The organism is Escherichia sp. E2586 (genome assembly GCF_005781105.1).
Taxonomy (GTDB): domain Bacteria; phylum Pseudomonadota; class Gammaproteobacteria; order Enterobacterales; family Enterobacteriaceae; genus Escherichia.
Genome location: NZ_VATN01000009.1, coordinates 244,674 through 263,239 on the forward strand (window position 1 = coordinate 244,674; position 18,566 = coordinate 263,239).

Below are 18,566 nucleotides of genomic sequence, written 5' to 3' on the forward strand. Positions count from 1 at the left end.
ATATGAAAATTATCCGTTTTGTTTTGCCTTGCCTGTTAGTCCTGGCGGGGTGTTCAACTGCTTCTCAACCCGATGCGCCTAAACCGCCACATGTTGGAATGGCTAATCCTGCATCGGTATACTGCCAGCAAAAGGGAGGTACGCTTATTCCGGTACAAACAGCGCAAGGGGTCAGCAACAATTGCAAATTACCGGGCGGCGAAACGATTGATGAATGGGCATTATGGCGCAGGGATCATCCGGCTGATAGAAAATAACAACCGGATGCTGGGCGAGAATTACAAACTGCGTAGCCAATCGGCCAGCACCAGAGCATGGTTTTGCGTGGTATTTTTTGCCGAATAGAGTAGGGTTAGTGTCTGCTGGCGGGCAATATCCGCCAGTCGTTTCCCTTCTTGCTCATGCTGCGCCAGTTCTGCAAGATATTGTTCGCGAAAGGTTTCAAAATCGATCACTTCGCCGTGAAAGGCTTTGCGTAATTCCGTTGAAGGCGTGATGGTTTTGTCCCATTCATCAAGTGCTAAATCTGTTTTTTTGATACCACGCGGCCAGAGACGATCGACCAGTACGCGATAACCATCGCCTTGTTCAGCCGGATCATAGACGCGTTTACACTGAATATTCATCGTGTTTGTTCTCCCTTTCACGCAACATTGCCACGCCACTATAGCACTTTGTTTTTATGGTTATGGCGGCTGCGGCAAAAACTACTGCTTACCAATAATCAGCGAAACCAGGCCAGCAGCAATAAGCGGGCCGACGGGCACACCGCGAAAAAGCGCTACGCCTAAAACCGTACCCATCAGCAATCCGGCTACCAGTTGTGGCTGACTACCCATTAACGTGACGCCGCGTCCGCCAAGCCAGGAAACAATCACGCCTACGGCAATAGCGACTAATGATTTCCAGTTCAGAAACGAGTGAACAAGTGTCGACGGTGGCAGCGTCCCGCTGGCGATTGGCGCCATAACACCGATGGTGAGAATAATTATCCCGATACTCAACCCTTGTTTTTCAATCCAGGGGAAAAAGGTGCTCAACGGTGTGACGCGGACAATGATCAACACCAGAATTGAAACGGCGACAGTGGTGTTGTGGCTGACAAAGCCCAGCGCAGCTAATCCGAGGAGGATTAACAAAGTGACATCAAACATCGTGGTTTCCTTGCCAAAAAATAATTATCCCCCGTACTTTACGCTTGCTGAGGGCAGGAATCAGACATTAATTACACTTTTTGCATAAAAAATAGGGAGAATTGTCATCAAACTGCCATTTGCGTACGCTAACAATAACGTGAAAACAGTTATCTCCAGGGGTAAAACCATGAACGATCAAATGTTCATTGAGACACTGATTATCACGTCATCGTTTTTTGCCATTGCGGTTGTGCTGGTACTGTCAGTTTTGCTACTTGAACGGACCAGCTAGTTATACAGTACGGCGGAAATGGACCAGCTCTGGTTGCGCAATGCGTAAATAATCTGCGGTGTTAAGAATAACTGATTTATCCAGCATGCCTGCGTTGAAGGCAATTTCATCGAATCGCTCGAAGAGTAGTGGGTCAGCGACCAGTTTGAGTTTGGGGTGGAAACTGAAAGGCGGGATGGCGCCAAAAACGCAGCCCGTGAGTTCATCGACCTCCGCCGGGCTGGCAAGCGAGGCGCGTAACCCGCCAATGTGACTGGCGAGTCTGCTCAGATCGGCCTGTTGATCGGCAGGAAGTATCGCTAATACATGTTGATTAACGCCATTACCTTTGACTTTACACACCAGCGCCTTGGCGCCCTGGCCCAAAGCGGTGCCGCGAATTTCTGACACCGCTTCACATTTGCCCACCGCTTCGTGGGTGACGATGCGGAAGTTAGCGCCTTCTTGTGATAATAAAGCGATTAAGCGCTGATGCGTCACGCTTCCTTTAGCCACTTCAGTCATTTCACGCTCCTGGATTTATAACTAAACAACCACAGAAGATTATCATGAACTGCTGTTTTTGTTCTGTTTATTGACATACAGACGTTCATCGGAAGCTTTATAAGCATCGTGAATCGTATCGGTTTCTTTCATCGCGTAAATACCGGAAGAGAAGCCGATCTCTTTTTGCGGCGCGATATGTTGCAGGCGTTTTTCGATACGATCAGGCAATTGCGCAGCAATTTGTGGCGTCGAATCGACCAGGATGATGCAAAATTCATCACCGCCGAGACGGATAGCATAATCGCTTTTACGAATCGACTGTTTAATCGCCTGTGCCAATAAAGTAATCGCTAAATCACCTTCCTGATGACCGAGTGTGTCATTAATTTGCTTTAACTTGTCCATGTCAATAGCAATAAACATGACTGCAGAACCTGCCTGAACCAGGCGTTGCAAGCGTTGCTGCAATTCAGGAGTCAATATTTTGCGGTTATACAATCCGGTCATCGCATCGCTAATATTTTCGCGAGTCACGTTTTGGTACAAGCGGAAGTGCATGCGCACCATATTCAGTAATATCAATGCCGTCAGCAGCCAGAAGACAACGCTTTTCCATGAAGATGTAATAAAGTAAAGAATATCAATGGATAATGTAACGCGAATTCCGCCAGGTAAGTCATGGACGTAACTGACATACTGAAACAGATTGTCTTCACTCTGGTTGATAATAATGTCCCGACCCGAATCTACATCGGTAAGCGTAACATTGAGAAAACGCCAGAGGAGAGGGCGGTCATGAGTGTAAAAGATATTCCGCAGGTTGTTTTTATTGATATCCAGCAGCACTATCCCTTTAAGTTGACCTGCGAGATAAACCGGCGTCAGCAGGCTCATCACATTCTGTTTGGTACGCTGATCCTGGTAAATGCTCGATAATACGGTTCGACCGGTAAACACCTTTTCAATGTCTTTACGGTTAATGCCAATGCTTCCTGATTGCAAAAACGACCAGTTATTCATGGCGAAGTATTCAACATTGACCGGCTCATAAAAATAGACATAGCGGTCATTGAGATCGAGATAATAGTGAAATTTCTCTTCGGCCATCCCAAGACCGGAACCATATTCATCTTGATGGCGATTGCCTTCCACCGCTTGATCAAATGCGGGTAATAGCGCCGCTGCTTCCACAATTGTGTCACAGTCATCGGATGCGCTCTGTAATGTCCCGCGCAAGCCAGAATAAGTATGGGCCGTCAGATTTAATCCATGAGTATTATTGGCCGTTTCAAAAGCCTCGCAGATAGCACGTCGCTGTTCTGGCGACACCTCTGACTGCTCAGCAGCAAGTGCGCGCATGACATGTGCGGCAATACTCTGATTTTGATACTTATCATAGAGAAAGGAGGAATCCGCTTTCTGGACGATATAGCGCAAGTAGGCGCTCATCGCTCTGTCGCTGGCGACAAGTTCAAAAATAAGGAAGGAAGATGTCAGCACAATGACACTTGCGGCGATAAAATGCCGGAGCATTCTATGGTGCAATTTCATGATAAATGGCACTCCTTCGGTTAGTGAAATGAGAAAACCAGTTAAAGTTCGATTGCGGCCTGGCACAGGGGCGCTAATTATACTCATCTCTGTGCCGTTGGGGAGGAGAAATTTAGTGGTATTAGATATTAATTGTATGCAAAAGCCACGCAAAAAGCATGGCTGTGAATATTTTTGCACTCAAAGACGATGAATAATCACTTTGTTGCCTCCCTCGCTTTTCGCCTCACGTAAGGCTTTATCTGCTTCTGTCATGACAAGTGAAAGATTGTGCGTATCTCCGGTGGAAAAAACACTGCCAATGCTGATAGTCATTGGTTCAGGAACAGCATACCTGTTACTAAAGCCGGTCAGGAGTTCGACATTTTTACGCACACGTTCAGCAATAATTTTTGCCTGGGCAGCATTGAGTTCTGTAAATAGCAGGCCAAATACTTCCCCCTCAAGACGGGCTAAAATGTCATCGGGGCGGATACTTTGCTGGATAATATCGACAATTGAAACCAGCACTTTATCACCCACATGATGCCCCCATTGGTCATTGATGCGTTTGAACTGGTTAATATCTACCAGCATGATACAAAAATCCTTCACAACAGGTCGCGACAATAATGACTCTACGCTGTTGAAAAAGTAACGGCGATTATAAATATTGGTCAACACATCATGAACCGCCAGTTTGCTGGAGAGTTGCAGCTCCTGAAAAATGTTATAAATCAGAAAAGTCACAACAAACAGTTTGCTGGAAACTTCGATACCACGACTGATGTACCAAATGGTGTAATTGTATTCATCCAGAGTCAGCAGAAGTAAGTTACAGCAGAGCGATGCCAGACATAATAACGCTATTGACGGCCAAAGTTCGCTTGCTAGTCGTGTGCGCATGATAATAAAGAACAGCAAAAATGCCCACAGACAAACCAAAATCTTTGTGTAGTTAATTCCCCAGCTCGCAGAATTGCTATCCGGACAGTAATCTACGACGTATAAGGAATAGTCAGGATTATAACTGCTCAGGTTGTGTGCCAGTAAGGGAAACAACATGAAAGGTATCAGCGCCAACAACAGGATGCAGGTTTTTTTCTTGTTGTTCGTTAGAATACTTTTTCGGTCATAACAGAAGAGAGCTAACGCTGTTAAGCAAATGAAACTTAGCTGGCGAAACAGATATAATATGGAAACATCATTTGATTTAGCCTGAATAAGCGTACTGTCACTGATAGGTTTATGAATAATGACAATGGTTTCAGTTAAATAGAAAATGCCACTTAAAAATGCAAGGCTTAAAATGAGTGTTGGTAAAATTTCACGGTTAGTGAAATATTTCATTAGCATGAATAGAAAAATGACGGCGTTAAGGAAAAACAAAGCCACAACAACCATCAGGTAATTCATCTGCGGGATGAGTTTTACATTGGTGTTTTCGTTATATAAGGTGGTGATGCAAAATAAAATCAATGTCAGCAGTAAACTGAAAATAAAAAAGCTTTGTGCTTTTAGCTTTTGTGTACACATAGAAATCATAAAAAGGAGAGCAATGTGAGTGCTGAATTTTATTGATGCTCGAGATATATAGTTTTGACCAGGATCAATTTTCACTATCAATAAAAAATAATTAAAGAATAACCCCGGGAAAATACGTATTAACCGAATCATTTTTCCGAATGATTGTTTTCTGGAACTAAATTGTGTAAAGGTTGCGCTGTCATATTTAAACCAATTGTAAGCTAACGTATGTAATAAATTAAATAATTTACAGTAAGCTAAAAATCAGCCAGGTAATAATGACCTGGCTGATGGTATTAGTCTTTAGTAGTTGCGTTTTGCTTATGAAACAGTTCACGGAATACCGGATAAATATCATCCTGATCGCGGATATGCTGCATCGCAAAGTTTTCGAAAGTAGATTGCAGGTGCTCATATTCTCGCCACAATGTCTGATGCGCACGGCGGGTAATTTCGATATAGCTGTAATAACGAACAACTGGCAGTAATTTCTTCGCCAGTATCTCATGGCACAGCGGAGAGTCATCAGCCCAGTTGTCGCCGTCCGATGCTTGCGCAGCATAGATATTCCACTGCGCCGGGTTATAACGCTCTTTTACCACATCATCCATCAGTTTCAGTGCGCTGGAAACAATGGTGCCGCCCGTTTCCTGTGAGTAGAAAAACTCATGTTCATCAACTTCTTTCGCCTGGGTATGATGGCGAATGTAAACGACTTCTACGTTCTTGTATGTTCTGCTCAGGAACAGATACAGAAGAATGTAAAAACGTTTGGCCATATCTTTGGTGGACTGATCCATCGAGCCAGAAACGTCCATCAGGCAGAACATTACTGCCTGGCTGGAGGGATCGGGCCGTTTCTCATAATTTTTGTAGCGTAAATCGAAAGTGTCGATGAAAGGAACACGTTCAATTTTAGCTCGCAGTTCGGCAATTTCTTTGCGCAAGCGTTCCTCTTCAAGCAGTTGCGCAGGTTCAGTATTGCTGATTATCGCTAAATTTTCTTCCAGCGCGTGCAGTTCCCGCCGCTTGCCCGCGGTCATCGCGGTACGTCGCGCCAGCGAATTTTGCAATGAGCGTACCACGCTAATATTGGCCGGAACGCCGTTAGCGGTATAACCCGCGCGATGCGTTTTAAATTCGGTCAACTGGCGTTGCTGGTTTTGTTTCAGATTTGGTAAAGCCAAATCTTCAAACAGCAGATCGAGATACTCATCTTTCGAAATCTGAAAGACGAATTCATCCTGACCTTCACCGTCCTGGCTGGCCTGGCCCTGACCGCTACCAGAACCACCGCCGCCGCCTTGAGGCCGCTCAATACGGTCGTTCTGTACGAAATGGTCGTTGCCCGGATGAACGCGATGGCGCAAGCCGCCACGCCCCTGATGAAACATTGGTTCGCTGATATCTTCCGTTGGAATGGAAACGGACTCGCCGCTGTCGACATCGGTCACCGAACGCTTATTAATGGCCTCGGAGATCGACTGTTTAATTTGCGCTTTATAACGGCGTAAAAAACGCTGGCGATTCACCATGCTTTTATTTTTGCCGTTCAGACGCCGGTCAATAAACCAGGTCATATGCCCCCCGTACTGCATTTGCCAACTGTATGCTACGCCTGTGTTGCCGCCTGTCTGGCCCACGGTTCGCTGTCGTTGTAGGCCCGGCGCATGCGCACCGGGCCGTTGTTGTTAAGACGATTTACGTACGCGCAAATACCATTCGCACAGTAAACGTACCTGTTTACGGGTGTAGCCTTTTTCCATCATACGGTCGACAAAATCGTCGTGTTTCTTCTGCTCGTCGGTTGAGGTTTTGGCGTTAAACGAAATGACCGGCAACAACTCTTCGGTATTGGAGAACATTTTCTTCTCAATGACCGTGCGCAGTTTTTCGTAACTGGTCCAGTTCGGATTGCGCCCACTGTTATTCGCTCTGGCACGCAGTACAAAGTTGACGATCTCGTTACGGAAATCTTTCGGATTGCTGATCCCCGCTGGTTTTTCGATTTTCTCCAGCTCGGCGTTCAGCGACTCGCGATCAAACAATTGACCAGTATCCGGGTCGCGATACTCCTGATCCTGAATCCAGAAATCCGCATAGGTGACATAACGGTCGAAAATGTTCTGCCCATATTCAGAATAGGATTCAAGGTAGGCCGTCTGAATCTCTTTGCCGATAAACTCGGCATATTTCGGGATCAGATAGCCTTTCAGGAACTCCAGATAGCGTTCGGCCTGTTCTTGCGGGAACTGCTCGCGTTCAATCTGCTGTTCAAGAACGTAGAACAGATGAACCGGGTTAGCCGCCACTTCCACGTGATCGAAGTTGAACACGCGGGAGAGGATCTTAAACGCGAAACGCGTAGACAGACCGTTCATCCCTTCATCGACGCCCGCGTAATCACGATATTCCTGATATGACTTGGCTTTCGGATCGGTATCTTTCAGGCTTTCGCCATCATAAACGCGCATCTTCGAATAAATGCTGGAGTTTTCTGGCTCTTTCAGGCGCGAAAGAATGGAAAAACGTGACAATGTTTCCAGCGTGCCTGGCGCGCATGGCGCGTGGGTCAATTCACTATGATTAAGTAATTTCTCGTAGATTTTGATCTCTTCGGAAATACGCAAGCAATACGGCACCTTCACGATATAGACACGGTCGAGGAAGGCTTCGTTGTTTTTATTATTACGGAAAGTCACCCATTCAGATTCGTTCGAGTGGGCGAGAATAATCCCGTTGAACGGCAGGGCGGAGATACCTTCCGTCCCGTTGTAGTTACCTTCCTGAGTGGCGGTTAACAGGGGATGCAGCACTTTAATCGGTGCTTTGAACATCTCAACAAATTCCATGATCCCCTGGTTGGCGCGGCACAGCGCACCGGAATAGCCGTAGGCATCCGGATCGTTCTGGGCGTGGTGTTCGAGTTTACGAATATCCACTTTCCCCACTAGCGCGGAAATATCCTGGTTGTTCTCATCGCCCGGTTCCGTTTTGGCAATGGCAATCTGTTGCAGAATAGACGGCCACACTTTGACCACGCGGAATTTAGTGATGTCGCCACCAAATTCATGCAGACGTTTTGCCGCCCACGGCGACATAATGGTGCCAAGGTAGCGGCGTGGAATGCCGTACTCTTTTTCAAGGATCTGCGCATCTTCCTGTGGATTGAACAGACAGAACGGATGATCGTTAACCGGGCTTCGCTCACCGTTGGCGCTCAATACATAAATAGGCACGCGTTGCATTAATGATTTCAGTCGTTCAGCAAGTGACGACTTACCCCCACCCACAGGCCCCAGCAGATACAGGATTTGTTTCTTCTCTTCCAGCCCCTGAGCCGCGTGTTTCAGATAAGAGACAATCTGTTCAATCGCGTCTTCCATGCCGTAAAACTCTTCAAATGCCGGATAACGTGCGATGACCCGGTTAGAAAAGAGTCGAGAAAGTCTGGGCTCCTGGGCTGTATCGACCATGACAGGCTCACCAATAGCCATCAATAGCCGCTCTGCCGCGTTGGCATAAGCACTGCGATCTTGCCGACAAATGGTAAGAAACTCCTGCAGTGTGAACTCTTCGTCCTTGGCAGCTTCATATCGCTGGCGATAGTGATCGAATATATTCATGGTATGCCGTCCTTTCGTTTTTTAGCACAGGTTAAGAGCCGTTCATATGAATAGTAGAGGCTCCCGGAAGAGGTAAACTGAACGACGTCTCTTGCTAAAACACAGCAACTCTCATGCCATCCTGCCGACCATGAGAACAACGTGCCCGGTGATACACCTTCAAAATTAAGCGTAGATGGCAATTGAGAAACTTGCCTGCACGGCTTTCTGAATTTCAATGGCATATCAACAACTCATCCATAAAAATTGCATAACTAATGTAAAGAATAATGCCTCCATTAACGCAAAATTCATTCAGCTGTAAGCGCCGCGTCATCAGCGTCAGGAAAATTAAACAGTTACCTTTTGAAATGAAAACGCAAAAAGTTTGGGTTTCGTTGTATTGACGGGTAAACTTTGTCGCCCGCTAAACATTTGTTTAAGGAATAATTAATTGTGACCAAACTCAAACTTCTGGCACTTGGAGTGCTTATCGCAACGTCTGCAGGCGTAGCACACGCTGAAGGTAATTTTTCCCTGGGCGCAGGCGTAGGTGTCGTTGAACACCCTTATAAAGATTACGATACCGATGTTTACCCAGTACCAGTAATCAACTACGAAGGCGATAACTTCTGGTTCCGTGGCTTAGGTGGTGGTTACTACCTGTGGAATGATGCAACGGATAAACTTTCGATTACCGCTTACTGGTCGCCGCTCTACTTCAAAGCCAAAGACAGTGGCGATCACCAAATGCGTCACCTGGATGACCGTAAGAGCACCATGATGGCTGGTCTGTCTTACGCTCACTTTACCCAGTATGGTTACCTGCGTACCACCCTGGCTGGCGATACCCTGGATAACAGCAACGGCATTGTCTGGGATACTGCCTGGTTATACCGTTACACCAATGGTGGTCTGACTCTGACCCCGGGTATCGGTGTACAGTGGAGCAGCGAAAACCAGAACGAGTACTACTATGGCGTATCGCGTAAAGAGTCCGCTCGCAGCGGTCTGCGTGGCTATAACCCGAATGACAGCTGGAGCCCGTATCTGGAGCTGAGTGCCAGCTACAACTTCCTCGGCGACTGGAACGTTTACGGCACCGCGCGTTATACCCGCCTGTCTGACGAAGTTACCGACAGCCCGATGGTGGATAAATCCTGGACTGGCCTGATTTCTACCGGGATCACCTACAAATTCTGATAATGCATCTTTCCAGGGCATTTTGTGCATAAAAACAGGGCGTAATGCCCTGTTTTGCATTACGGTGGTGCAAAAACTGGGAGGAAGCGATGCAACAGAAAACGATTCAATTTAGTGGCGATGTCTCACTGCCAGCCATAGGGCAGGGAACATGGTATATGGGCGAAGAGGTCAGTCAGCGTAAAACCGAAGTTGATGCACTGCGTGCGGGCATTGATCTTGGTTTAACTCTCATTGATACCGCTGAAATGTATGCCGAAGGCGGTGCCGAAAAGGTGGTTGGTGAAGCTTTATCCGGCCTGCGTGATAAGGTTTTCCTCGTCTCCAAAGTCTATCCGTGGAATGCCGGCGGGCAAAAAGCCATTAACGCTTGCGAAGCCAGTTTACGTCGTCTCAATACCGATTATCTCGATCTCTACTTATTGCACTGGTCTGGCAGTTTCGCTTTTGAAGAGACTGTTGCGGCAATGGAAAAACTGATCGCCCAGGGCAAAATTCGTCGCTGGGGCGTTTCTAATCTTGATTATGCCGACATGCAGGAACTCTGGCAGGTGCCAGGGGGAAATCAATGCGCTACCAATCAGGTGCTTTATCATCTCGGCTCGCGCGGTATTGAATATGATCTGCTACCCTGGTGTCAGCAACAACATATGCCAGTGATGGCATACAGTCCATTGGCGCAGGCCGGGCGCTTACGTAATGGCTTGCTAAAAAACGCAGTGGTCAACGAAATTGCTCATGCTCACAATGTCACTGCGGCGCAAGTTCTGCTGGCGTGGGTGATCAGCCATCAGGGCGTGATGGCGATTCCGAAAGCGGCAACTGTCGCACATGTCCAACAAAATGCGGCAGTGCTGGAATTGACGCTTTCAGGGGAAGAACTGGCGATGCTGGACAAAGCGTACCCGGCACCAAAAGGAAAAACTGCGCTGGATATGGTGTGATTTGCTGCAAGGCCGGATGCATGCATCCGGCACAGTGACTAACGCAAATTAACGTTTGGCAACGCGAATGGATTGCGCCAGATGTGAAGGTTTCTCTTTGGTGATTTTTTGAGTTTCTGAGGCGTAAGCTGTTTCTACACAAACAAATGTTTTGTAGCCATCATCCGGCATATCGCCCATGCTGACAGAAAGCGCCGGTCCTGGGTTCCAGCCAACGACGTTCAGATGATGCTGGTGGCCTACGGCGATAATACGATTTAACGCCTCGTCATTAATCACACTGCAATCCTGGGCATTCAGATACACGCGGTCGGTACGATCCGGGAATGTCTGGACCCCGTCAGTTAGTGCACCTTCTTTTGCATCATTCACTTTATCAATGTAGCGATCGCCCAGACCACTGACGCTCACCCCGGCAATATCGCCAACATTAAAGTAGGTATGCAGGGCAGAGGTGGTTTCAAATTCGCCATGTGATTCAAGATCGATTTCACAGGTTTTACCCACGCGGAAATGCGCTAACAGCGTAAAGTCGTGCGGCCAGAATTTTTTCGTCTCTTCGCTTTGTGTCAATTCGAAAGTCAGCGCCACGCCATCGGCATCTTCACTATGTGATTTCAGCGTCCACGGCAGGTTACGGGCAAAACCGTGCGCAGGCAGACCTTGTTGTGCTGCCGGACCAAACCACGGCCAACAAACCGGTACGCCGCCGCGAATGGCGACACCATTTTTAAACGGGGTATTGTTGCTCAACCACAGAACTTCTTCCTCAGCCGCAGGTTTCCACGAGAGAAGATGAGCGCCCTGTAATGCAAAAGAGGCTTTTACCTGGGGATGATCGACCACAATAAGGTCCAGTTCATCCAGTTTACGACGGGAGAGGACAGGGGTAATTTGTTCGATGACCGGAAGGGCAAAAATTTTCTTAATCATGACGCAGTCCTTTAACTTCATTTCATCAGGTAAAAAAAAGAGCGACCGAAGTCGCTCTTTATAGATCACAGTGTCATCTCAACTTATTTGGAGATGTGAGCGATCAGGTCCAGAACTTTGTTGGAGTAACCGGTTTCGTTGTCGTACCAGGATACCAGTTTCACGAAGTTGTCGTTCAGAGCGATACCAGCTTTAGCATCGAACACGGAAGTGCAAACTTCGCCGTTGAAATCGGTAGATACTACGTCATCTTCGGTGTAGCCCAGAACGCCTTTCATTTCGCCTTCAGCAGCAGCTTTAACGGCAGCTTTGATCTGCTCGTAAGTTGCAGCTTTTTCCAGACGAACGGTCAGGTCAACTACGGATACGTTCGGAGTCGGAACGCGGAACGCCATACCAGTCAGTTTGCCATTCAGTTCTGGCAGTACTTTACCTACAGCTTTAGCAGCACCGGTAGAGGACGGGATGATGTTCTGAGAAGCGCCACGGCCGCCGCGCCAGTCTTTGTGAGACGGGCCGTCAACGGTTTTCTGAGTAGCGGTGGTAGCGTGAACGGTGGTCATCAGACCTTCGATGATTCCGAAGTTATCGTTGATAACTTTAGCCAGCGGAGCCAGGCAGTTGGTGGTGCAGGAAGCGTTGGAAACGATGTCCTGGCCAGCATATTTGTCGAAGTTAGCGCCTTTAACGAACATCGGAGTGTTGTCTTTAGACGGACCAGTCATAACCACTTTTTTCGCACCAGCGGTGATGTGTTTACGAGCAGTTTCGTCAGTCAGGAACAGACCAGTTGCTTCAGCGACAACGTCAACACCAACTTCGTCCCATTTCAGGTTAGCCGGATCACGTTCAGCGGTAACACGGATTTTTTTACCGTTAACGATCAGATGACCGTCTTTCACTTCAACGGTGCCGTCGAAACGACCGTGAGTGGAGTCATATTTCAGCATGTATGCCATGTAATCAGCGTCTAACAGGTCGTTGATTGCAACGATCTCGATGTCAGAACGTTTCTGAGCAGCACGGAAAACAATGCGACCGATACGGCCAAAACCGTTGATACCTACTTTGATAGTCATATATTCCACCAGCTATTTGTTAGTGAATAAAAGGTTGCCTGTAAAATTACAAAAACCTTACGCAGCGTCAAGCGGAATCGTGTCAATCATTGCGACAAATCAATCCTCTGCCTAAGCATTACGCGACTGACTTGCCTCACTCTTCCTTTGTGCCTGAAACCACATGAGGGCGGCGCCGAGAATTTTAAAGGGCAATCATGATAAAAATGTGATTTTCATCACGATTTAGGCGCTGCCATTTCGCTGAGATCAAGTTTAGGACAAATTTTTGTCAGTTGGTGTTAATGTTTTGTTAGAATTGGTCGCGTAATGTGAGCGTGATTAAAGTGAGATGTGAGCAAATGGCTAACAAACCTTCGGCAGACGAACTGAAAAACAAATTGTCCGAGATGCAGTTTTACGTGACACAGAATCACGGGACCGAGCCGCCATTTACTGGCCGTTTACTGCACAATAAGCGTGACGGCCTTTACCACTGTTTGATCTGCGATGCCCCTCTGTTTCACTCCCAGTCTAAATATGATTCAGGTTGTGGCTGGCCGAGCTTTTACGAACCGGTGAGTGAAGATTCAATTCGTTATATCAAAGACTTGTCACATGGAATGCAGCGCATCGAGATTCGTTGCGGTAACTGTGATGCCCATCTTGGACATGTCTTTCCTGATGGGCCGCAGCCCACAGGCGAACGTTATTGTGTTAACTCAGCCTCTTTACGTTTCACTGATGGTGAAAATGGCGAAGAAATCAACGGTTGAAAAAACGATTCAGCAACTTATTCCACAGGAGCGGAAAAATCATGAATCTTGATGAAATGATCAACAGCATGACGCCTGAGGTTTATCAGCGTTTATCGACCGCTGTTGAACTGGGAAAATGGCCAGATGGCGTTGCGCTGACCGAACAACAAAAAGAGAACTGCCTGCAACTGGTCATGCTTTGGCAAGCTCGAAACAATACCGACGCGCAGCATATGACCATCGACACCAACGGTCAGATGGTGATGAAGAGCAAGCAGCAACTGAAAGAAGATTTTGGTATTACGGCGAAGCCGATTGCTATGTTTAAGTGATGGAGTTATCCCCTTTACAGGTAATTAATAAAGGGGATTGCCTGAAATTAATTGTCCAATCCCTCGTCGATTTCGTTTGTAGCTTTAAACCTTTCCGGAGCTTCACGTTTGTATTAACCCCCCTGAATTTTTCATCCCTGCATCCTTTCTTTCGTTAAGTAGGGATCACTGCTGAATTTCCCTCTTTTGCGTACCGCCTTCCATCAATCTGTAACCCATTCTCAGGTTTTCTGCGTATTTGTGATCCAAGTTGTAAATCGCAGATCAATATCTGTTTTTTAAAGATTTAATGTTGACCTCAAAAATTATGTGGGTAAGTATGATGGTCATCTAAGCAAAACAAAACACAAAGGATGACGCAATGAAAGCACTGGCTCGGTTTGGCAAGGCCTTTGGCGGCTACAAGATGATTGATGTCCCACAGCCCATTTGTGGTCCGGAAGATGTGGTGATTGAAATTAAAGCCGCAGCTATCTGTGGCGCAGACATGAAACACTACAACGTTGATAGCGGTTCTGATGAGTTTAACTCTATCCGCGGCCATGAGTTCGCAGGTTGTATTGCGCAGGTTGGTGAAAAAGTCAAAGACTGGAAAGTGGGGCAACGCGTCGTGTCGGATAACAGCGGTCACGTTTGCGGCGTTTGTCCTGCCTGTGAACAAGGTGATTTTCTGTGTTGTACAGAAAAAGTAAACCTTGGTCTGGATAACAATACCTGGGGCGGTGGTTTTTCCAAATATTGTCTGGTTCCTGGTGAAATTCTCAAAATTCATCGTCATGCGTTGTGGGAAATCCCTGATGGTGTTGATTATGAGGACGCAGCCGTACTTGACCCTATTTGTAATGCCTACAAATCCATCGCGCAGCAATCGAAATTCCTTCCTGGTCAGGATGTGGTCGTCATCGGCACTGGCCCACTCGGGCTGTTTTCCGTACAAATGGCGCGGATTATGGGGGCGGTAAATATCGTCGTCGTTGGTCTGCAAGAAGATGTGGCGGTCCGCTTCCCGGTTGCAAAAGAACTGGGGGCAACGGCAGTAGTAAATGGTTCTACCGAAGATGTGGTGGCGCGCTGCCAGCAAATTTGTGGCAAAGACAATTTGGGACTGGTGATTGAATGCTCCGGTGCCAATATCGCATTGAAACAAGCCATCGAAATGCTCCGCCCGAATGGGGAAGTGGTACGCGTTGGAATGGGCTTCAAACCTCTTGATTTCTCGATTAATGACATTACCGCCTGGAACAAAAGCATCATTGGACATATGGCCTATGACTCCACCTCCTGGCGTAACGCTATCCGGCTATTAGCCAGCGGTGCTATCAACGTCAAACCGATGATCACGCATCGTATTGGCCTTTCGCAATGGCGCGAAGGGTTTGATGCGATGGTCGATAAAACCGCAATCAAAGTGATCATGACTTACGACTTTGATGAATAACTACTCTCCTGAAGGAACGTTATCGCATGGAACAGATAACAAAACCGCATTGTGGTGCACGGCTGGATCGCTTACCGGATTGCCGCTGGCATTCGTCAATGTTTGCCATCGTCGCGTTTGGCTTGCTTGTCTGCTGGAGTAATGCCGTTGGTGGCTTGATCCTCGCGCAGCTGAAAGAGTTGGGCTGGACAGATAATTCCACCACCGCCACATTCTCGGCAATTACGACGGCCGGAATGTTTCTCGGTGCGCTGGTGGGCGGCATTATCGGAGACAAAACCGGACGCAGAAACGCGTTCATTCTCTATGAGGCCATTCATATTGCTTCGATGGTTGTCGGTGCTTTCTCACCGAATATGGATTTCCTTATTGCCTGCCGTTTTGTGATGGGCGTTGGGTTGGGAGCTTTATTGGTTACACTGTTTGCTGGTTTCACCGAATATATGCCCGGTAGAAATCGTGGAACGTGGTCCAGTCGGGTTTCCTTTATTGGCAACTGGTCATATCCGCTCTGTTCATTGATAGCGATGGGACTCACGCCGTTGATTAGCGCAGAGTGGAACTGGCGGGTACAACTGCTTATTCCTGCAATATTGTCGCTTATCGCTACGGCGCTGGCCTGGCGCTACTTTCCTGAATCCCCGCGTTGGCTGGAATCGCGCGGACGGTATCAGGAAGCCGAGAAAGTCATGCGGAGTATAGAAGAAGGCGTCATACGCCAGACGGGTAAACCCTTACCGCCAGTGGTTATTGCTGATGACGGTAAAGCGCCACAAGCGGTGCCGTATTCTGCCTTACTGACGGGAGTATTACTAAGACGCGTTATTTTAGGTTCTTGTGTACTTATTGCCATGAACGTTGTGCAGTACACGTTAATTAACTGGTTGCCAACGATATTCATGACCCAGGGAATTAATTTAAAAGACTCCATTGTCTTAAATACTATGAGTATGTTTGGCGCGCCGTTTGGCATTTTTATTGCTATGTTGGTGATGGATAAAATTCCGCGCAAAACAATGGGTGTTGGGCTATTAATTCTGATTGCGGTGCTCGGATATATCTATTCACTGCAAACCAGTATGTTGCTCATAACGTTGATTGGTTTCTTCCTGATTACTTTCGTCTATATGTACGTTTGCTATGCCTCAGCAGTGTATGTCCCTGAGATCTGGCCGACAGAGGCCAAACTCCGTGGCTCCGGTCTGGCGAATGCGGTAGGGCGAATCAGTGGTATTGCCGCACCTTATGCCGTTGCAGTGCTGCTCAGTAGTTATGGCGTAACGGGTGTCTTTATTCTTCTGGGGGCGGTTTCAATTATTGTCGCAATTGCTATCGCCACCATTGGAATTGAAACCAAAGGTGTCTCCGTTGAAAGTTTAAGTATTGATGCAGTAGCCAATAAATAATACTGGTGGATTCAAAATGAAAAATTCAAAAGCAATATTGCAGGTACCGGGCACAATGAAAATTATTTCAGCGGAAATACCTGTGCCTAAAGAAGATGAAGTTTTGATTAAAGTAGAATATGTCGGTATTTGTGGTTCAGATGTACATGGTTTTGAATCAGGCCCGTTTATTCCGCCTAAAGACCCAAATCAAGAAATTGGCCTTGGTCATGAATGCGCCGGGACGGTTGTGGCTGTGGGAAGCCGCGTGCGCAAATTTAAACCGGGGGATCGGGTAAATATCGAACCTGGCGTTCCTTGCGGTCACTGTCGTTACTGTCTGGAAGGCAAATATAACATCTGTCCGGACGTTGATTTTATGGCGACACAACCGAACTACCGCGGCGCATTAACGCACTATCTGTGTCATCCGGAGAGCTTTACTTACAAACTGCCCGACAATATGGACACGATGGAAGGGGCGCTGGTGGAGCCTGCGGCGGTCGGGATGCACGCCGCCATGCTGGCAGATGTTAAACCGGGTAAGAAGATAATTATTCTGGGAGCAGGTTGTATTGGTTTGATGACGTTGCAAGCGTGCAAATGCCTGGGAGCAACAGAAATTGCCGTCGTTGATGTGCTGGAAAAACGTCTGGCAATGGCGGAACAGCTTGGCGCGGCAATGGTCATCAATGGCGCTAAACAAGACACTATTGCGTGCTGTCAGCAATTTACCGAAGACATGGGCGCAGATATTGTTTTTGAAACTGCGGGTTCTGCGGTAACGGTAAAACAAGCTCCCTATCTGGTGATGCGCGGTGGAAAAATTATGATTGTCGGCACAGTACCCGGCGATTCGGCCATCAACTTTCTCAAAATCAATCGGGAAGTCACCATCCAGACGGTTTTCCGCTATGCCAACCGTTATCCGGTCACGATTGAAGCTATTTCATCAGGGCGATTCGATGTGAAATCGATGGTAACGCATATTTACGATTACCAGGATGTACAACAGGCATTTGAAGAGTCGGTTAACAACAAATGCGACATTATTAAAGGCGTTATTAAACTTAGCGATTAATTACTACGGGAGAACGGAATATGCTAGCAGATATCAGATTTTGGGAAAATGATGCCACCAATAAACATTATGCTATTGCCCATTTTAATGTATGGAATGCTGAAATGTTAATGGGGGTTATCGACGCAGCAGAAGAAGCAAAATCACCGGTTATTATTTCTTTTGGTACGGGATTTGTCGGAAATACCTCATTCGAAGATTTCTCGCATATGATGGTATCAATGGCACAAAAAGCAACGGTACCGGTAATTACCCACTGGGATCATGGCCGGAGTATGGAAATTATCCATAACGCCTGGACTCATGGAATGAACTCCTTAATGCGCGATGCATCCGCGTTTGATTTCGAAGAAAATATTCGTTTAACCAAAGAGGCTGTTGATTTCTTCCATCCGCTGGGTATTCCGGTAGAGGCGGAATTAGGACATGTCGGTAATGAAACCGTTTATGAGGAAGCGCTGGCGGGCTATCACTATACCGATCCTGACCAGGCCGCAGAATTTGTTGAACGCACGGGCTGTGACTCATTGGCTGTCGCCATTGGCAACCAGCATGGGGTTTATACGTCAGAGCCACAATTGAACTTTGAGGTCGTCAAACGCGTGCGCGATGCCGTTTCTGTTCCGCTGGTTTTACATGGCGCATCGGGGATCAGTGATGCTGATATTAAAACCGCGATTTCATTGGGTATAGCGAAAATCAATATTCATACTGAACTGTGCCAGGCCGCAATGGTGGCAGTGAAAGAAAATCAGGATCAGCCTTTCTTGCACCTGGAGCGAGAAGTCCGTAAAGCAGTTAAAGAAAGGGCATTAGAAAAAATCAAATTATTTGGTTCAGACGGCAAGGCGGAATAAT

The 18,566-nt window shown here is 47.2% G+C and carries 19 protein-coding genes; 10 read left to right on the forward strand and 9 right to left on the reverse strand.

Annotation, left to right across the window (positions count from 1 at the left end):
• Positions 1-2: 2 nt before the first annotated feature.
• Entirely contained in the window at positions 3-257 is a 255-nt protein-coding gene (locus FEK50_RS11095; RefSeq protein ID WP_130208398.1) for a DUF333 domain-containing protein, read from the forward strand.
• Between the two features lie 21 nt (positions 258-278).
• Here the strand turns inward: FEK50_RS11095 and FEK50_RS11100 are convergent, their stop codons facing one another.
• Entirely contained in the window at positions 279-626 is a 348-nt protein-coding gene (locus FEK50_RS11100) for a DUF488 domain-containing protein (protein ID WP_064529217.1), read from the reverse strand.
• Positions 627-707: 81 nt separating this feature from the next.
• Positions 708-1,154, reverse strand: coding sequence for a DUF441 domain-containing protein (locus FEK50_RS11105; RefSeq protein WP_130208396.1), 447 nt, complete (start codon positions 1,152-1,154; stop codon positions 708-710).
• Positions 1,155-1,323: 169 nt separating this feature from the next.
• On the opposite strand from FEK50_RS11105, the gene yoaI reads away from it, so the two are divergent.
• Positions 1,324-1,428, forward strand: coding sequence for a small membrane protein YoaI (yoaI, locus tag FEK50_RS11110; protein ID WP_130218789.1), 105 nt, complete (start codon positions 1,324-1,326; stop codon positions 1,426-1,428).
• Here the strand turns inward: yoaI and yeaK are convergent, their stop codons facing one another.
• The 5 genes from yeaK to yeaG all read right to left on the reverse strand — a co-directional run bounded on the left by yeaK (position 1,429) and on the right by yeaG (position 8,597).
• Entirely contained in the window at positions 1,429-1,932 is a 504-nt protein-coding gene (gene yeaK / locus FEK50_RS11115) for a mischarged aminoacyl-tRNA deacylase (RefSeq protein WP_130208392.1), read from the reverse strand.
• Between the two features lie 42 nt (positions 1,933-1,974).
• A complete protein-coding gene (dgcJ, locus tag FEK50_RS11120; protein ID WP_130257813.1) occupies positions 1,975-3,465 on the reverse strand; it encodes a diguanylate cyclase DgcJ in 1,491 nt (496 codons plus the stop codon).
• Positions 3,466-3,645: 180 nt separating this feature from the next.
• A complete protein-coding gene (locus FEK50_RS11125) occupies positions 3,646-5,121 on the reverse strand; it encodes a GGDEF domain-containing protein (RefSeq protein WP_165488981.1) in 1,476 nt (491 codons plus the stop codon).
• A 146-nt stretch (positions 5,122-5,267) separates the two neighbouring features.
• The gene (locus FEK50_RS11130) at positions 5,268-6,551 is read right to left on the reverse strand and encodes a YeaH/YhbH family protein (RefSeq protein WP_130208390.1); all 1,284 of its coding nucleotides are present in this window, start codon (positions 6,549-6,551) and stop codon (positions 5,268-5,270) included.
• Positions 6,552-6,662: 111 nt separating this feature from the next.
• Positions 6,663-8,597, reverse strand: a complete 1,935-nt coding sequence (yeaG, locus tag FEK50_RS11135; protein WP_064529211.1) for a protein kinase YeaG — start codon at positions 8,595-8,597, stop codon at positions 6,663-6,665.
• A 435-nt stretch (positions 8,598-9,032) separates the two neighbouring features.
• Between yeaG and mipA the strand changes: the two genes are divergently transcribed.
• Positions 9,033-9,779, forward strand: a complete 747-nt coding sequence (mipA, locus tag FEK50_RS11140) for a scaffolding protein MipA (protein ID WP_131161144.1) — start codon at positions 9,033-9,035, stop codon at positions 9,777-9,779.
• An 89-nt stretch (positions 9,780-9,868) separates the two neighbouring features.
• On the forward strand, positions 9,869-10,723 hold the full coding sequence (locus FEK50_RS11145; RefSeq protein ID WP_131161145.1) for an aldo/keto reductase: 855 nt from the start codon (positions 9,869-9,871) through the stop codon (positions 10,721-10,723).
• Positions 10,724-10,771: 48 nt separating this feature from the next.
• On the opposite strand, the gene FEK50_RS11150 is transcribed toward FEK50_RS11145, so the two are convergent.
• Positions 10,772-11,656 carry a D-hexose-6-phosphate mutarotase gene (locus FEK50_RS11150; RefSeq protein ID WP_131161146.1) on the reverse strand — a complete coding sequence of 295 codons (885 nt, stop codon included), beginning with the start codon at positions 11,654-11,656 and terminating at the stop codon, positions 10,772-10,774.
• Between the two features lie 83 nt (positions 11,657-11,739).
• On the reverse strand, positions 11,740-12,735 hold the full coding sequence (gene gapA / locus FEK50_RS11155; RefSeq protein WP_000153502.1) for a glyceraldehyde-3-phosphate dehydrogenase: 996 nt from the start codon (positions 12,733-12,735) through the stop codon (positions 11,740-11,742).
• 341 nt (positions 12,736-13,076) lie between these two features.
• Here gapA and msrB point away from each other — a divergent pair, with 341 nt between their 5' ends.
• The 6 genes from msrB (at position 13,077) to FEK50_RS11185 (ending at position 18,565) form a co-directional block, all read left to right on the forward strand.
• On the forward strand, positions 13,077-13,490 hold the full coding sequence (msrB, locus tag FEK50_RS11160) for a peptide-methionine (R)-S-oxide reductase MsrB (RefSeq protein ID WP_131161147.1): 414 nt from the start codon (positions 13,077-13,079) through the stop codon (positions 13,488-13,490).
• A gap of 41 nt (positions 13,491-13,531) precedes the next feature.
• Positions 13,532-13,804 (forward strand): YeaC family protein, encoded by a 273-nt coding sequence (locus tag FEK50_RS11165; RefSeq protein WP_130208380.1) that lies wholly within the window; start codon positions 13,532-13,534, stop codon positions 13,802-13,804.
• Positions 13,805-14,165: 361 nt separating this feature from the next.
• On the forward strand, positions 14,166-15,242 hold the full coding sequence (locus tag FEK50_RS11170; protein WP_131161148.1) for a zinc-binding dehydrogenase: 1,077 nt from the start codon (positions 14,166-14,168) through the stop codon (positions 15,240-15,242).
• A 26-nt stretch (positions 15,243-15,268) separates the two neighbouring features.
• Positions 15,269-16,648: an MFS transporter gene (locus tag FEK50_RS11175; protein ID WP_131161149.1), complete on the forward strand. Its 1,380-nt coding sequence runs from the start codon at positions 15,269-15,271 to the stop codon at positions 16,646-16,648.
• A 16-nt stretch (positions 16,649-16,664) separates the two neighbouring features.
• On the forward strand, positions 16,665-17,708 hold the full coding sequence (locus tag FEK50_RS11180) for an NAD(P)-dependent alcohol dehydrogenase (RefSeq protein WP_131161150.1): 1,044 nt from the start codon (positions 16,665-16,667) through the stop codon (positions 17,706-17,708).
• A 20-nt stretch (positions 17,709-17,728) separates the two neighbouring features.
• Complete coding sequence (locus tag FEK50_RS11185; RefSeq protein WP_130223455.1) at positions 17,729-18,565, forward strand: ketose-bisphosphate aldolase; 837 nt, start codon at positions 17,729-17,731, stop codon at positions 18,563-18,565.
• The last annotated feature ends 1 nt before the right edge of the window (position 18,566 follow it).

What these genes read in the sequence shown, in the direction of transcription:
- FEK50_RS11150 (WP_131161146.1), bottom strand. Translation starts at nt 11,656, where the DNA reads ATGATTAAGAAAATTTTTGCCCTTCCGGTCATCGAACAAATTACCCCT.
- FEK50_RS11165 (WP_130208380.1), top strand. Translation starts at nt 13,532, where the DNA reads ATGAATCTTGATGAAATGATCAACAGCATGACGCCTGAGGTTTATCAG.
- yeaG (WP_064529211.1), bottom strand. Translation starts at nt 8,597, where the DNA reads ATGAATATATTCGATCACTATCGCCAGCGATATGAAGCTGCCAAGGAC.
- FEK50_RS11130 (WP_130208390.1), bottom strand. Translation starts at nt 6,551, where the DNA reads ATGACCTGGTTTATTGACCGGCGTCTGAACGGCAAAAATAAAAGCATG.
- gapA (WP_000153502.1), bottom strand. Translation starts at nt 12,735, where the DNA reads ATGACTATCAAAGTAGGTATCAACGGTTTTGGCCGTATCGGTCGCATT.
- yeaK (WP_130208392.1), bottom strand. Translation starts at nt 1,932, where the DNA reads ATGACTGAAGTGGCTAAAGGAAGCGTGACGCATCAGCGCTTAATCGCT.
- FEK50_RS11105 (WP_130208396.1), bottom strand. Translation starts at nt 1,154, where the DNA reads ATGTTTGATGTCACTTTGTTAATCCTCCTCGGATTAGCTGCGCTGGGC.
- FEK50_RS11100 (WP_064529217.1), bottom strand. Translation starts at nt 626, where the DNA reads ATGAATATTCAGTGTAAACGCGTCTATGATCCGGCTGAACAAGGCGAT.
- FEK50_RS11185 (WP_130223455.1), top strand. Translation starts at nt 17,729, where the DNA reads ATGCTAGCAGATATCAGATTTTGGGAAAATGATGCCACCAATAAACAT.
- FEK50_RS11145 (WP_131161145.1), top strand. Translation starts at nt 9,869, where the DNA reads ATGCAACAGAAAACGATTCAATTTAGTGGCGATGTCTCACTGCCAGCC.
- FEK50_RS11095 (WP_130208398.1), top strand. Translation starts at nt 3, where the DNA reads ATGAAAATTATCCGTTTTGTTTTGCCTTGCCTGTTAGTCCTGGCGGGG.
- FEK50_RS11175 (WP_131161149.1), top strand. Translation starts at nt 15,269, where the DNA reads ATGGAACAGATAACAAAACCGCATTGTGGTGCACGGCTGGATCGCTTA.
- FEK50_RS11180 (WP_131161150.1), top strand. Translation starts at nt 16,665, where the DNA reads ATGAAAAATTCAAAAGCAATATTGCAGGTACCGGGCACAATGAAAATT.
- msrB (WP_131161147.1), top strand. Translation starts at nt 13,077, where the DNA reads ATGGCTAACAAACCTTCGGCAGACGAACTGAAAAACAAATTGTCCGAG.
- dgcJ (WP_130257813.1), bottom strand. Translation starts at nt 3,465, where the DNA reads ATGAAATTGCACCATAGAATGCTCCGGCATTTTATCGCCGCAAGTGTC.
- FEK50_RS11170 (WP_131161148.1), top strand. Translation starts at nt 14,166, where the DNA reads ATGAAAGCACTGGCTCGGTTTGGCAAGGCCTTTGGCGGCTACAAGATG.
- yoaI (WP_130218789.1), top strand. Translation starts at nt 1,324, where the DNA reads ATGAACGATCAAATGTTCATTGAGACACTGATTATCACGTCATCGTTT.
- FEK50_RS11125 (WP_165488981.1), bottom strand. Translation starts at nt 5,121, where the DNA reads ATGATTCGGTTAATACGTATTTTCCCGGGGTTATTCTTTAATTATTTT.